Annotated in this window: 14 protein-coding genes; 3 read left to right on the top strand and 11 right to left on the bottom strand. The window is 63.7% G+C overall.

Going from position 1 to position 14,833, the window contains the following annotated elements; all coding sequences use genetic code 11:
- Positions 1–16 precede the first annotated feature (16 nt).
- Positions 17–418, top strand: coding sequence for a Na+/H+ antiporter subunit G (locus LCW13_RS01740; protein WP_043334746.1), 402 nt, complete (start codon positions 17–19; stop codon positions 416–418).
- Between the two features lie 187 nt (positions 419–605).
- On the opposite strand, the gene hemH is transcribed toward LCW13_RS01740, so the two are convergent.
- Positions 606–1,595 (bottom strand): ferrochelatase, encoded by a 990-nt coding sequence (gene hemH, locus LCW13_RS01735; protein ID WP_043334748.1) that lies wholly within the window; start codon positions 1,593–1,595, stop codon positions 606–608.
- A gap of 194 nt (positions 1,596–1,789) precedes the next feature.
- Between hemH and LCW13_RS01730 the strand changes: the two genes are divergently transcribed.
- Both LCW13_RS01730 and LCW13_RS01725 read left to right on the top strand, forming a co-directional pair.
- A complete protein-coding gene (locus LCW13_RS01730) occupies positions 1,790–3,472 on the top strand; it encodes a cryptochrome/photolyase family protein (RefSeq protein ID WP_225347495.1) in 1,683 nt (560 codons plus the stop codon).
- The gene (locus tag LCW13_RS01725; protein ID WP_043334750.1) at positions 3,469–3,855 is read left to right on the top strand and encodes a thiol-disulfide oxidoreductase DCC family protein; all 387 of its coding nucleotides are present in this window, start codon (positions 3,469–3,471) and stop codon (positions 3,853–3,855) included. Before LCW13_RS01730 ends, LCW13_RS01725 begins: the two co-directional genes overlap by 4 nt.
- A gap of 16 nt (positions 3,856–3,871) precedes the next feature.
- Here the strand turns inward: LCW13_RS01725 and LCW13_RS01720 are convergent, their stop codons facing one another.
- The 10 genes from LCW13_RS01720 to rnr all read right to left on the bottom strand — a co-directional run bounded on the left by LCW13_RS01720 (position 3,872) and on the right by rnr (position 14,640).
- Positions 3,872–4,228: a DUF6482 family protein gene (locus LCW13_RS01720; protein WP_225347494.1), complete on the bottom strand. Its 357-nt coding sequence runs from the start codon at positions 4,226–4,228 to the stop codon at positions 3,872–3,874.
- 215 nt (positions 4,229–4,443) lie between these two features.
- A complete protein-coding gene (locus LCW13_RS01715) occupies positions 4,444–6,330 on the bottom strand; it encodes a bifunctional diguanylate cyclase/phosphodiesterase (RefSeq protein ID WP_064503322.1) in 1,887 nt (628 codons plus the stop codon).
- 196 nt (positions 6,331–6,526) lie between these two features.
- Positions 6,527–6,814, bottom strand: a complete 288-nt coding sequence (locus tag LCW13_RS01710) for a hypothetical protein (protein WP_043334752.1) — start codon at positions 6,812–6,814, stop codon at positions 6,527–6,529.
- 86 nt (positions 6,815–6,900) lie between these two features.
- On the bottom strand, positions 6,901–8,289 hold the full coding sequence (gene dnaB / locus LCW13_RS01705; protein WP_165873876.1) for a replicative DNA helicase: 1,389 nt from the start codon (positions 8,287–8,289) through the stop codon (positions 6,901–6,903).
- A gap of 286 nt (positions 8,290–8,575) precedes the next feature.
- Positions 8,576–9,022 (bottom strand): 50S ribosomal protein L9, encoded by a 447-nt coding sequence (rplI, locus tag LCW13_RS01700; RefSeq protein WP_043334754.1) that lies wholly within the window; start codon positions 9,020–9,022, stop codon positions 8,576–8,578.
- A 12-nt stretch (positions 9,023–9,034) separates the two neighbouring features.
- Entirely contained in the window at positions 9,035–9,889 is an 855-nt protein-coding gene (locus LCW13_RS01695; protein ID WP_043334783.1) for a hypothetical protein, read from the bottom strand.
- A gap of 12 nt (positions 9,890–9,901) precedes the next feature.
- Positions 9,902–10,129, bottom strand: a complete 228-nt coding sequence (gene rpsR / locus LCW13_RS01690) for a 30S ribosomal protein S18 (protein WP_024952281.1) — start codon at positions 10,127–10,129, stop codon at positions 9,902–9,904.
- Between the two features lie 26 nt (positions 10,130–10,155).
- Complete coding sequence (rpsF, locus tag LCW13_RS01685; RefSeq protein ID WP_043334756.1) at positions 10,156–10,536, bottom strand: 30S ribosomal protein S6; 381 nt, start codon at positions 10,534–10,536, stop codon at positions 10,156–10,158.
- A gap of 313 nt (positions 10,537–10,849) precedes the next feature.
- The gene (rlmB, locus tag LCW13_RS01680; protein WP_082388189.1) at positions 10,850–11,761 is read right to left on the bottom strand and encodes a 23S rRNA (guanosine(2251)-2'-O)-methyltransferase RlmB; all 912 of its coding nucleotides are present in this window, start codon (positions 11,759–11,761) and stop codon (positions 10,850–10,852) included.
- A 164-nt stretch (positions 11,762–11,925) separates the two neighbouring features.
- Positions 11,926–14,640 carry a ribonuclease R gene (rnr, locus tag LCW13_RS01675; RefSeq protein ID WP_084589528.1) on the bottom strand — a complete coding sequence of 905 codons (2,715 nt, stop codon included), beginning with the start codon at positions 14,638–14,640 and terminating at the stop codon, positions 11,926–11,928.
- Between the last annotated feature and the right edge of the window lie 193 nt (positions 14,641–14,833).

The following is a 14,833-nucleotide window of genomic DNA, read 5'->3' as shown; positions in this document are numbered from 1 at the left end:
TGAGCGGAGACTCCCCATGCCCACCTGGTTCTATCCTGTCCTCGAAGGCGTGATCGCCTTCTTCCTGGTTGCCGGCGGCCTGTTTGCCTTCATCGGCTCTCTGGGACTGACGCACCTCAAGGACTTCTACATGCGCCTGCACGGCCCCAGCAAGACCACCACGCTGGGGGTCGGCTGCGTGCTGATGGCGTCGATGATCTACTTCCGCGCCACCACCGGCCACTTCAGCTTTCAGGAAATGCTGGTGTCCATCTTCCTGTTCATTACCGCCCCCGTGACCGCTCACCTGCTGTCCAAGGCGGCGCTGCACCAGAAGCTGGTGGCGGACAGCCGTACACGCAACGTGCCGGAGCGACTCGAAGTCGCCGAGGAGCCGGACGAGGTCAACGCCGAGTCCAGCGAATCCCGCCTGCCGTGATCGGCTCTCGGCTATCGCCAGGCAGGCCCTCATCAAGCGGGGCCAAGCCACGAGGGCGGATTCACGAGCGCTGATTCGCAGGAGCGGATTCACGAACAGCAGGCCAGCAACATGAAAACGCCCCACCAGTGATGACTGGTGGGGCGTTTTCATTTCTCGGGCAATGGCAGTATGACGGGCTTGCTCGTTACCAGCCCTGAGTATGCTGGCGACACAGCGCCTCGAGCAGATCGATATGGTCACTGCGGTCATTGAGCGCCGGGATGTAGCGGAAGTCGCCACCACCGGATTCGGTAAAGTAGCCGCGGTTCTCTTCCTCCAGCTCTTCCAGCGTCTCGAGACAGTCAGCCGCGAAGGCCGGCGAGATGACATCGACGCTTTCCAGCCCTTCACCGCCCCACGCCTTCAGCGTTTCATCGGTGTACGGCTTGAGCCACTCGGCCTTGCCGAAGCGCGACTGATAGGTCATCGCCCACTCATCGTCGCCAAGCCCCAGCGCCTCGGCCAGCAACTGGCTGGTGCGCTCGCATTGCGTCGGGTAGGGGTCGCCTGCGGTGGCATAGCGCTTGGGAATGCCGTGATAGCTCATCAGCAGGCGCTTGCCACGCGGGCCTTCCTTCTCCCAGTGCTCACGCACGCTGGTGGCCAGCGCCGCGATGTAATCCGGGTGGTCGTGATAGTCGCGCACGAAACGCAGCTCCGGCAGATGCGGGCACGGCTTGAGCGCACGCGCCAGGCGATCGAAGACCGCGGCGGTGGTCGTGCGCGAGAACTGCGGATAGAGCGGCAGGATCAGCATGCGATCGGCACCGCGGCTGGCGAGCTTGCGCCCCACCTCTTCCATGGTCGGCTTGCCGTAGGTCATCGCCAGTTCGACGGGAATGTCCTCGCCCAGTGACTCGGCCAGGCGTGCTTCCAGCGCGGCGCGCTGACGCTTGCCGATCGCCATCAGCGGCGAGCCGTCTTCCGTCCACACCGAGGCGTAGGCCTCGGCCACCTTCTTGGGACGCGTCGTCAACACCAGGCCATGCAGAATCGGCAGCCAGAGCAGACGCGGCAGGTCGATCACGCGTACATCACCGAGAAACTCCGCGAGGTAACGGCGCACCGCCTTGGGGGTCGGGGCATCGGGGGTGCCGAGATTGACCAGCATGACGCCAAAACGCGGGGTACTCATGGATGATGGACTCCTGACTAGGGGCAAGAAGAGAGGTGAAGCGGCAGCGCAGCCACTTTCACCGCAGCGCAGCCAACTTCACGACAGCGCAGTCATATTACCAGCTCGCCCTGTGCGTGAGGGATGAAGTTATACTATCATCACGATTTGTATAGCTTTAAGACAATTATTGTCACAACCCCTCCGGAGTCCTCGTGCCCGATACCACTCCCGCTACTCTGCGCCTGGCGACGCGTCATGACTTCGCGCGGCCATTGGTGCTGATCCTCGGCGACCAGCTCAGCCATGACCTGGCAAGCCTCAAGCAGGCACCCGCCGACAGCGTGATCGCCTTCTGCGAGGTCGAGGAGGAAGGCCGCTACGTGCCGCACCACCCGCACAAGATCGCGATGATGCTGGCCGCGATGCGCCATCACGCCCAGGAACTCAGGGAGTGTGGCTGGCAGGTACATGAAAGCCGACTGGAGGATCCGGACAACCTCCAGCGTCTGACCGGCGAGGCAGAGCGTCTGGCTGCCCTGTATCAGTGTGATGGCGTGCTGGTGACCCGCCCCGGCGAGTGGCGGCTGCTGGACGACTTTCTGGCGCGGCGCGAGGCCGGCAGCGTGCGCTGGGAAGTCCTCGAGGACACACGCTTCTTCACCACGCCGGCAGCCTTCGCCGGCTGGGCCGAGGGCCGCAAGCAACTGCGCATGGAGTACTTCTATCGCGAGCAACGCCGTGACACCGACCTGCTGATGGAAGGCAGCGAACCCGCCGGCGGCAAGTTCAACCACGACCACGACAACCGCGAACCGATTCCAGACGACTTCCACGCCCCACCGCCGCCGGTGCATGCCCATCACGCGGATGCGACCACCCGCGAGGTGCTGACGCTGGTCGCGGCGCGCTTCGGGGAGCAGGCCAGTGACGAGGAGCGCCACTTCGGCAGCCTCGAGAACTTCAACTGGGCTGTCACGCGCGCCCAGGCCCGCTCTGACCTCGCGCATTTTCTCGATCACTGCCTGGCGGACTTCGGCCGCTATCAGGATGCCATCGAGGACAGCGACCCGTTCCTGTTCCATTCACGCCTGTCTGCCGCGCTCAATATCGGCCTCTTGAGCCCGCAGGAGGTCTGCAGCGCCGTGGACACCGCCTGGCGGCGTGGCGAGGTGCCGATCAATTCGGCGGAGGGGTTCATTCGTCAGATACTCGGCTGGCGCGAATATGTGCGCGGCATCTACTGGACACGCATGCCCGGCTACAAGCGCGAAAACCGGCTGGAAGCCAGCCGCAACCTGCCGGAATTCTTCTGGACGGGGGACAGCGGCATGCGCTGTCTGGATCAGGCCATCGCCAGCACCCGCGAGCATGCCTACGCCCACCACATTCGTCGCCTGATGGTCACGGGCAACTTCGCGCTGCTGTGCGGCGTGAAGCCCGAGGCACTATGCGACTGGTATCTGGCGGTCTATGTGGACGCCTGTGAATGGGTCGAGCTGCCCAATACGCTGGGCATGGTGCTGCATGCCGATGGCGGCCTGATGGGCTCCAAGCCCTACTGTGCCTCGGGCAAGTACATCGACCGCATGTCCAATCACTGCGCCAGGTGTCAGTACTCGCCGAAGAAGGTCACCGGCCCGCATGCCTGCCCGTTCAATAGCCTCTACTGGCACTTCATCGAGCGCCATCGCGAGGCGTTGTCACGCAATCCGCGCATGTCACTGGTCTACGGCAGCTGGCGACGCATGAAGGACGACAAGCGCGAAGCCCTGCTGCAACAGGCCGACGCCTTTCTGGCTCGCCTCGACAGCGCCGCGGACTATGGCAGTGATGCCCATCGCGCCGGTTACTACGCCGCACCCTCCAGTCTCACGACCGACAAGGAATCCTCATGAGTCGCATCTGGCAAGCCAGCGCACCGGTCACGCTCTACCACGATGGCAAGTGCCCCCTGTGCCAGCGCGAGGTCGCCTGGCTGGCCAGGCATCCCGGGCGGGAGCGGGTCAGAACGGTGGATATCCGTGCATCAGATTTCTCGCCTCAGGCGCTGGGCTTGAGCTTCGAGACGATGATGGGACGTCTGCATGTGCAGGACGCACGCGGGGAGTGGTATGTCGGCATGGATGCCAGCCGAGCACTCTATTCGGTACTCGGCTATCGGCGCCTGGTGCGCCTGTCGCTGCTACCGGGCCTGCGCCCGCTGATGGACTTGAGTTACCGCTTCTTTGCCCGCCATCGCGAGCGCATTGGCCGCTGGGTGCCTCAAAAGCACACTTGAGCCAGGAGGCGCGGGCTCAGAAGCTCAACGGGATACGTGAGCTCAAGGGCTGGTGGTACTGCGGCGGGCGGCCGATCATCTCGTCATTGGCGACCTGCGAGACCAGCCACGCCCGTGACATCCCGCCCCGCTTGAGCTCGCTGTAGACATCCTCCAGCGAGCGGAACAGCATCGGCTTGCCGCGCTTCATCAGCAGCTCACTGCGCTCCTCTTCTTCCTCGCCGGCGGCTTCCAGCACCAGCTGGACCTGATAGAAACGGCTGGCGGCATGACTGATCACGCGTGCCTCCAGTGCAGGGTATTCGGCCATCAAGGATTGCAGATTGCTGGTAAAGATAGCGGACGGCGTGAAGATGCTGGCGGTTCTGGACATGTAAAGACTCCTGCGCATCCAGGGGACTGCGCATGGTAAGGCCGTAAGACGACGACGTGGTACAAGGATAGCCCGTGAAAACAGGGGCTGGGCGACTCAGGCATCCGAGCAGCCCGACACTTCAGGATGAACTTCAAGGCTTCACGCCAGACTGATGGCCAGCGATGACAGTCATGGGGCAGGCGGATGACGATTGAGTGACTCGCAGGCAGAGATCACTGCACTGGTGAGGCACACGCCTCGATGACACGCCCGGAGTCCCGCGCCTTGGCCTCGCTCTTGAGCTCGCTCCAGCGCGCGGCGATCCGGGTCGTCTCGCACCCGGCAAGACCATGCAGCGCAACCAGTGACAATCGCGTCAGCGGGAAGAAGCGCGTGGTGCCGAAGCGGTCGTGGCCCTGAAAACCTCCCGCTGCCAGCACATCGGCCGGATACAGGCTGGCGACCGCATGCTGGAATGCCGACTGCAGGCCAGCCAGACGTTGCTCGAGCGCTGTCAGGCGCAGTGCCCGGTGATATTCGGTCATGCACAGCGTCATCACGAAATCATCGCCGCCGACATGGCCGAGAAAGTCGCCCTCCTGCAGCGCATCGCGCAATACCGTCGCCAGCGCCAGCAGCATGCGGTCGCCCTGCGCGTGGCCGAAGCGGTCATTGAAGGGCTTGAAGTTGTCGAGATCCAGATAGATCGCGGCCCACTCGGCACTGCGCGCGCTGCTGTTCTCTCGCAAGCCCTCTCGCAAGCCCTCGCCCAAGCCCTCGCCCAAGCCCAAGCCCGCGCCAGCCACGCAGTCGAGCAACTGACGCTCGATCGGCCCGTTGCCCGGCAGGCGCGTCAATGGGTTGGCCTCCTCGGCGCTCGCCACCTGCAGCTCCGTGATGATGCGCAGCAGATCCAGGGTGCGCCCCAGCCCCTGATAGCGCCCGCCTCGCGTGATGATGAAGTCCTCATCGCGATCGCTGCCTTCGCGGCCGGTCACCTTGGCCGAGACGCGCTCCAGCGTCTCATCCGCCTCGACGCGCAGCGGACTGCTCTGCATGACCTCATGGATCATACGACGCGCATGCAGTTCCGGCCCGAAGCGCTGGCTCAGCAGCCCCAGCAGGCGATGGCGGATGATCAGGCCCACCGGGCGTTGTTGCTCGTCCACCACGGCCAGCGACATCACCTCCTGCTCGGCATGCAGCCGCTGGGCGACCTCATTGACGGTGACATCCTGCTGCACCGGCGTCACGGCGCGCGCCAGGCTGCCGATACTGCGGCCTGGCGGTGGGCGCTGCTGCAGCCTACGACTCAGATGGCGCAGATGCCGGTCGAGCGCAGCGCGTTGGCCAAGCGGGTCGGCCTCGGCTGGCGCGAACAACCAGCCTTGCAGGTAGTCGGCCCCCAGCTGGCGCACGCATTCCATTTCCGCCTCATGCTCGATTCCCTCGGCGATCACCTGACTGCCACTGCCGTGGGCGATATCGATGATCGAGCGCACGAAGCGCCGCTTGAGCGGGTCGGCATGGATACCACTGATGAAATGACGGTCGATCTTGACGAAGTCCGGCTGCACCGACGACCACAGCTTGAGGCTGGCATAGCCCTCCCCGAGATCATCCAGCGCGATGGCGAAGCCCATCGATTGATAATGGCTGACGGCTTCCCGCATCAGCGCCGAATCCAGCCCCGGCGTCTGCTCGGTCAGCTCGATCACCACCTGATGCGGACGCAGGCCGAAGCGCCGCAGCAGGCGTCGCGTCAGGCCGGGCGAGTGGGCGCCATCCAGCAGCACATCGGGAGACACGTTGATGAACAGCCGCTCCGTCAGGCCCAGCGTCGACCACTGCTCGAGCGCACGCTCGCGACACAGGCTGTCGAGCTCCACCAGGCGGCCGTGCTCGCGCGCCGCCGAGAACATCGTCAGCGGTGAGGCCAGCGGCCCTGCGGCACTCCCGCGCGCCAGCGCCTCATAGGCGAAGACCTCACGGCCGTTGGACGACACGATGGGCTGGAAATGCATGCTCACCTGGCGCAGACGCAGCAACGCCTCCAGTGCATGACAGGATTCGACGACAGGCTGGCCATGAGCGGCTTGCAGGGACGGGGATGGGAGCATGTCAGAATCTGAACATGCTGATATGACAGAGGGATGACAAAGGTGCCACGCGGCGCATGAGGCGCCTCATCCGACAGAGGGGATGCCAGACGTCAGATCGACTATCTCGATGTACCGACTATCTCGATCAAAGCAGGATCACGCCATGCCGGCCTGGCAGCCAGCATGGCGTGATCCTCAAGCGCTCAAATGACGCTTACAGCGAGTTGGGGTCGATGGCCTTGCCGAGGGAGTTGCGGTCGATCCACTTGCCCGCCTTGGTCTCCTTGTAGCGGAAGACGACCATGTCGCCGGCTACCACCGGCACTTCACTGTCTTCGGTCTGGTAGCTGTAGCTCTCACCTTCCACGACCAGCGTGAAGCGGTAGAGGTCCGGCATGCCCAGCCATTCCTTGAAGGGCCCTTCACGCTCCAGGCTCTCCAGCGTGCCGCGGCCCTGCAGCTTGGGGGTACGTGCGCGTCCGCGCCCAAATCCACCTGCCATGCTATCTCCTCCCCGTCAGTGCGGGTCTTGCGAGGCAACGGCGATGCCGCCGCCCGGGTACATGATTGACGCGCGTACGCATCACGTTATTCAGCGAAGGCCTGGCCATAACTGTCGGGCGCCAGGTCCTCGAAACGGGTGTACTTGCCGATGAAGGCCATGTGAACGGTACCGATGGGGCCGTTACGCTGCTTGCCGATGATCAGCTCGGCCAGTCCCTTGTTGTCGGGATTGTCCTTGTTGTAGACCTCATCACGGTAGACGAAGGCGATGACATCGGCATCCTGCTCGATGGCGCCGGATTCACGTAGATCCGACATCACCGGACGCTTGTTGGGGCGCTGCTCAAGCGAGCGGTTCAGCTGCGAGAGCGCCACGACCGGGCAGGCGAATTCCTTGGCCAGGCCCTTCAGCGAGCGCGAGATCTCGGAGATCTCGGCGGTACGGTTCTCGGAAAGACCCGGCACCTGCATCAGCTGAAGGTAATCGATCATGATCAGGCCGATGCCGCCATGCTCACGCGCCATGCGTCGACAGCGCGAGCGCATCTCGTTGGGCGACAGCGCCGCGGTGTCATCGACGAACAGCTGCTTGTCCTTGAGCAGGTTGACCGCCGAGGTCAGACGCGGCCAGTCCTCGTCTTCCAGCTGGCCGGTACGCACCTTGGTCTGATCAATGCGGCCCAGCGAGGAGATCATGCGCAACATCAGCGATTCGGCGGGCATCTCCATCGAGAACACGGCGACCGGCTTGTCGCCGGAGACCACGGCATGCTCGACCAGGTTCATGGCGAAGGTGGTCTTGCCCATCGAGGGACGGCCGGCAATGATCACCAGATCCGACGGCTGCAGGCCGGAGGTCATGTCATCGAGATCACGGAAGCCGGTCGACAGGCCCGTCATCTGGCCCTTGAGATTGAACAGCTCATCGATGCGGTCCACCGCGCCGGTCAGCAGCTGACTCATGCCCTTGGGGCCACCGCTCTTGGGCCGCGACTCGCTGATCTGGAACACCAGGCGCTCGGCCTCGTTGACCAGCTCATCGGCATCACGGCCCTGCGGGCTGAAGGAGCTCTCGGCGATCTGGTTGGCCGCCTGGATGAGCTTGCGCAGCGTGGCGCGCTCGCGAACGATGTCGGCATAGGCCTTGATGTTGCTGGCCGAGGGCGTGTTGCGCGCAAGCTCAGCGAGGGTCGCCAGCCCGCCGACCGACTCGAGCTGGTCACGACTTTCCAGCAGCTCGGACAGCGTCACCACATCCAGCGGGCGACTGCCGCCGACCAGCTGAGACATGGCGTTGTAGATGAGACGATGCTCATAGCGATAGAAGTCGTCGGCCACCAGCCGCTCGGAGACGGTATCCCAGGCGCTGTTGTCCAGCATCAAGCCGCCAAGCACCGACTGCTCGGCCTCCAGCGAATTGGGCGGCACCTTGAGCGCTGCCGTCTCGCGATCCTGATCCTGAATCTCGCTCATGCCTGGCTGACTCCTGCTGATGACTGACATGCCCACGGGGGCTTCTAGTTTCACGCATTGACGCAAGCCTGCCAACCGCCGCGCCCACGCCGAAACCTCTTCCTGACGGGGGCAGGCATTCTACCGGATTTTGTGCGTCATCGCCTCGCCGGCGACCAGGCAAATGCCACACCGACGACAAATCGCGCCCATGAAAAAACCGCCTTCGCATCGAGGATGCAAAGGCGGCTTGGGTACCGCAGCAGTCGCTACACCGGATCACCGGCCAGCCACTGCAAATCAGCGATTACTCGCCGACCACGACCACACGGACAGTGGCAGTCACTTCAGCGTGCAGCTGCAGCACGATGTCGTATTCGCCAGTGTTGCGCAGCGGGCCTTCCGGCATGCGGACTTCGCTCTTGGCGATGTCGATGCCAGACTGGGCGATAGCTTCGGCCAGATCACGCGGACCGATGGAACCGAACAGCTTGCCTTCTTCGCCAGCTTTGGCGACCAGGGACAGTTCGATTTCGTTCAGCTGAGCGGCACGCGCTTCAGCTTCGGTCTTGCGCTCTGCAACCTGTGCTTCCAGCTCAGCGCGCTGAGCTTCGAAAGCTGCCTGGTTTTCAGCAGTGGCCGGAACTGCCAGGCCGTACGGCAGCAGGTAGTTGCGACCGAAGCCAGCCTTGACGGAAACCTGGTCACCCAGGTTGCCCAGCTTGCCAATCTTGTCGAGCAGAATGACTTGCATCTCGTAAACCTCTTATCGATGACTGCCGGCGAGACGTGCGCGAAAATCCGCAAAGACGTCCACAAGCGCCAACAGCAGCAAAATCAGAATCGTGGGCCAGGTGGTCAGCATCATGAAATAGACGCCGACGAGCCATAACCCGCTCATCCCCTTTAACCCGATGTAACCATGTACCAGGGCAATGCCCGCCACCAGCAGCGGTATCCAGATCAGCAGGAGCACTGCAGGTACATTGAGCAATACGCCAATGATCCCGCAGGCTGCCAGTATCAGGATTTCGGGCAAACTCAGCCGAAAGGCATGGAATTCGCTGCGAAACCCACCCGGATTGTAGAGCCCGGACTGCCAACTGCGCGCCAGGGCCAGACAGCCCGTGGCGGCCAGCAGGACCACCAACCCGGTAATACCACCGATGACCAGCCCTGCGAGCTGTTCAGTCGGCACACCTTGAGCGGCAAAGTCGTTCAAGCGTGCGTCAAGCTCAGGGGCATTCTTGCGAATGCTCTCAAGCAGTGGACCGGCTCCGCCTGGTGGCAGGAATATCCCGGACTGCACCATCAGTGCCGCCGTCAGGCTGGCGCCTATCAGCGCCTCACCCCATCGCACGCGAGCGCGCAACAGGGTTGCCATCAGGGTGACCAGCAATACGGTTGCCAGAGGCACCGGATCGCCTTGTACCCACCACCAACCGGCCGGAACGGCGGCGGCGATGACTACGGGTGCGGCAGGCGCAAGGCCACGCCGAAGCGTGACCAGCGCACTGATGGCGGCACTGAACCAGAAGAACCAGGGCACGATTCCCGTCAGCAATGCAATCGCGATGCATTGCAGGGGGCCGCGCATGGCCCAGCGTGCCAGTGCCAGCATCATGGTGTCGCCTTACTGGTGGCTGTCGCTGTACGGCAGCAGAGCCAGGTAGCGAGCACGCTTGATGGCAGTCGCCAGCTGACGCTGGTAGCGTGCCTTGGTGCCAGTGATACGGCTCGGGACGATCTTGCCGGTCTCGGTGATGTAAGACTTCAGGACTTCGATGTCCTTGTAGTCGATCTGCTTCACGCCTTCAGCGGTGAAGCGGCAGAACTTGCGACGACGGAAAAAACGTGCCATTGCAATGACCTCCTGGGGGTGCGGTATCAGTTAGCGTCTTGAGCTTCGGATTCGTCACGCTTGTCTTCGCGACGCGGACGCTTCTCTTCAGCCGGCTTCATCATCGGAGACGGCTCGATGGCCGCTTCCTTTGAACGCACAACCAGGTTACGGATGACGGCGTCGTTGAAACGGAAGATGGTTTCGAGTTCTTCGACCACCTCACCGGTAGTTTCGACGTTCATCAGCACGTAGTGGGCCTTGTGGATCTTGTTGATCGGGTAGGCCAGGTGACGGCGACCCCAATCTTCCAGACGATGCACAGTACCGCCGGCTTCGGTCACGATGGAGGTGTAACGCTCGATCATGGCCGGAACCTGTTCGCTCTGGTCCGGGTGGACCATGAACACGATCTCGTAGTGACGCATGGCTTGGCTCCTTTCGGTTTGACAGCCCCCACGGCGCGTCTCGGGCCGGGAAGCAAGGAGTGGAGTGATTACTACGGTTGTGCCATTCAGACCCGAAGGCCACGAAAGACGCGCGCGGGCGAGGACAGGTGCCCCCATGCCGCGCATTCACTGCAGACTGCACTTCACAGAACCGCAGTATTGTAGAGAGGAGTCAAGGGCTTGGCAAGCGGCCCGTGAAAGACAGCCAGCCCGTTCCACCGGCCGCTGCTCTCTTGCCTCTCTCTTGCCTTTCTCTTGCCCGTCCCCTGACTATCCCCTGCCGACAATTGCCTCAACCGCGGCGTTGACGCACGGCCTCGAACAGGCAGATGCCCGCGGCAACCGAGACATTGAGGCTGGAGACGCTGCCCGCCATCGGCAGCTTGATCAGGCTGTCGCAATGCTCGCGGGTCAGACGACGCATGCCTTTGCCCTCGGCGCCCATCACGATGGCGACCGGGCCGGTGAAATCGGCTTCGAAGGCCATGGATTCGGCTTCGCCCGCCGTGCCCAGCACCCAGACACCGGCTTCCTTCATGGCGTCCAGCGTGCGGACCAGGTTGGTGACCTGATAGACCGGCACCACTTCCGCTGCCCCACAGGCCACCTTGCGCACGGTCGCATTCAGTGAAGCCGACTTGTCCTTGGGCACGATGACGCCATGGGCGCCCGCGGCATCGGCACTGCGCAGGCAGGCACCGAGGTTGTGCGGATCCGTGACGGAGTCCAGCACCAGAAACAGCGGAGCTTCTGCGTGGGACCAGCCATCGAGACGCAGCTTGAGGCCGGTCTCGTTCTCGGTGGCCAGCGGCGCGCACAGCGCGACCAGCCCCTGATGGGCGCCACCGCCGACGGCCAGTGCATCCAGCTCCTCGCGCCCCTTGAGGGTGACGCGCGAGCCGGCGGCACGCGCCTGCTCGATGATCTCGCTCAGGCGCAGCTCGGCCTCGCCCGCCTGCACCCACAGCTCGCTGGGTGCGCGGTCACGTGCCAGCAAGGCTTCCACGGCGTGCACGCCATAGACGGCTTCCAGGCCACCGGGAATCTTCGGCGCGGCGGCGCGAGCGCCACCCTTGCGTGCCCCGCCACGCTCGTGACGCTGAGCGCCGCTGCGCTCACCTCGGGAATGCTCACTTCTGGCGTGACTAGCACGCTCGCCGGCGGGCTTGCCGCGGCCGGGCTTGCGCCCCTTGTCCTGACTCATTGTGCCTTCCTGACTGATGACCCGACGGGCCCTGTCACATTGACGGAAACTGAGCTGCCGCCGACGCGACAGCCTTGAAATCGTGCAGCCTGACGACTGCCCAACGCATCAGCCCCGACCGGAGCCGGGGCTGATGCAGTGACGCGCGAGGAGCAGAGCCGAAATCAGCTACGGCCGTTACCGCGACGCCCGCGCGAGCGCGAACCCCGCTTGCGCGACGGGTCGTCCTTGCCTGCGGCACCCATCGGCGCGACCGGCGCGAACGGGCTGTCGGCAGCTTCTGGACCACTCGGCACGGCCGGACGCGCCGCAGCCGGCGCCTCTGCGGCGGGCTGCTGCTCATTGCCAGCGGCGGCCTTGCGCTCTCCACGGCCCGAGCGATCACTGCGCTCGCCACGCTCACCGCGCGGCTTGCGCGGCGGACGCTCACCTACCGGTTTTTCAGCCGCAGCCGCGTTGCCATTGCCTTCCTGACTGACTTCCTCGGTCAGGGACTTGAGGCGTTCGCGCTCACGCTTGCCGGGACGTCCCTTGGCGGCGGATTCCTTGCTGGCAGTGGAACCACTCTTGCCGGCTGCCGGCTTGTCGCCCTCGCTGCTGCGCGCCTTGCGCGGCTTGCGCTTGGGGCGCGGCGTCGGGTCACTGAGCATGAAGTCGATCTTGCGCTCATCCATGTCGACACGGGCCACCTGGACGGTGACGCCATCGCCGAGACCATAGCTGACGCCGGCACGCTCACCCTTGAGGCGATGCTTCTCGGCCTCGTAGTGATAGTAGTCGGACGGCAGCGAGGAGATGTGCAGCAGGCCTTCGACGTAGTAGGCATCCAGACGCACGAACAGGCCGAACTGGGTGACTGCCGCGACGGTGCCTTCCAGCACTTCCCCGACCTTGTCCTTCATGAACTCGCACTTGAGCCAGTCGTTGACGTCACGCGTAGCCTCATCGGCGCGGCGCTCGGTCATCGAGCAGTGCTCACCCAGCTCGAGCATCTGCTCGAAGGTGTACGGGCACCACTTGGTCGGGCGCTCGGTCACGGCATCTTCAGCGCGCAGCACGGTGTCGGTCTTGCGCGGACCACGGATGACGGAACGAATCGCACGGTGCACCAGCAGATCCGGATAGCGACGGATCGGCGAGGTAAAGTGCGCGTAGGCATCGTAGGCCAGACCGAAGTGACCTTCGTTCTGCGGCGAGTAGACCGCCTGGGTCATACTGCGCAGCATCACGGTCTGGATGATGTCGAGGTCCGGACGCTCGGCGATCGAGGCACGCAGTGCCTGGAAGTCCTTGGGTGCCGGCTCGTCGCCACCTTCCAGCGTCAGCCCCAGCTCACCCAGGAAGGCGCGCAGGTTGTTCAGACGCTCCGGTGCCGGCTGCTTGTGGACACGATAGAGGGCCGGGAGATCGTGCTCATCCAGGAAGCGTGCCGTCGCGACGTTGGCCGCCAGCATGCATTCCTCGATCAGCTTGTGCGCGTCGTTGCGGGTACGCGGCACGATCTGCTCGATCTTGCGCTCATCGTTGAACAGGATCTGCGTTTCGGTGGTCTCGAAGTCGATGGCACCGCGCTTGTCACGCGCCTTGCGCAGCACGCCGTACAGCGCGTGCAGGTTGTGCAGCGACGGCAGCAGTTCGTTGTACTGCTGGCACAGTGCCTGACCTTCCTCACTTTCCGGGTCGGTCAGCATGGTGCCGACCTTCTCGTAGGTCAGGCGAGCATGTGAACGGATCACGGCTTCAAAGAAGCGATAGTCGAGCATCTCGCCACTGCTGGCAGAGATGGTCAGCTCACAGACCAGCGTCAGACGATCGACATGCGGGTTGAGCGAGCACAGACCGTTGGAGAGCAGTTCCGGCAGCATCGGCACGACCTGACCCGGGAAATACACCGAGTTGCCGCGCACATAGCCTTCCTGATCCAGCGGGCTGCCGCCACGCACGTAGTGGGAGACGTCGGCGATGGCGACCAGCAGCTTCCAGTTGCCGTTGTCGTCCTGCCAGGCACAGACGGCGTCATCGAAGTCCTTCGCGTCTTCGCCATCGATGGTGACCAGCGGCGTCTCGCGCAGGTCGATACGGCCCTTCTTGTCTTCTTCCAGCACCTCGGCGGAGATGGTCGAGATCTGGTCTTCGACTTCCGGCGGGAATTCACTGGGAATATCGTGCGAGCGGATCGCGATATCGATTTCCATGCCCGGATCCATGCGCTCACCGAGCACCTCGACCACTTCACCCACCGGCTGCACGCGTGTGGCGGGCTGCTGAGTGATGCGCACGGACACCACCTGACCGTCCTTGGCACCATTGGCCACGCGGTTGGGGATGATGACTTCCTGCGCGATGCGCGAGTTCTCGGGAATCAGCACACCGAAGTCCGGCTCGGACTGACGATAGATGCCGACCAGGGTCTGGGTGTTGCGCGCTAGCACCTCGACGATGGTGATCTCGTCGCGGCCACGACGGTCACGGCCACTGACGCGAGCCAGCACCTGATCACCATGGAAGACGCGACGCATCTGGCGCGGCGGCACGGCGAGGTCCGGCTTGACGCCATCTTCGCGCGCCAGAAAGCCGAAGCCGTCGCGATGACCGACGACGCGGCCACGGATCAGATCCAGCTTGTCGATCAGGGCATAGGCACCGCGACGATTGCGCAGCACCTGACCATCACGCTCCATGGCATTGAGGCGACGGCGCACAGCTTCCTGCTGCTCCTCGTCCTCGAAACCGAGCATGCGGCTCATGTTCTCGTGGGTAATGGGCTTGCCATACTCTTCCAGCTTGTCGAGCAAGAACTCTCGGCTGGGGATGGGCTTGTCGTACTTATGGGCTTCGCGTTCCGCGTGCGGGTCGTCGCTGAGCGTCCATTGGGTCATTAATCAGGATTCCTTGACGATGAATTCGAGACGGGCAGCGATCGCGGCACGGAATGACAGGTTGTCTCTCATCCGCGCATTATAGCCTCTACCCTTGGGCCGACCCAACCATTCCCCGCCACTCATCACGGCGGAGGGGCCATTCAGTGCTCTCAATGGCGGCCCGAGGCCAGACTCTCAAGTCTGAAAGCTC

This window comes from Cobetia amphilecti, assembly GCF_020217465.1.
GTDB classification, from domain to species: Bacteria; Pseudomonadota; Gammaproteobacteria; order Pseudomonadales; family Halomonadaceae; genus Cobetia; species Cobetia amphilecti.
This window is presented reverse-complemented; position numbering and strand designations above follow the sequence as displayed.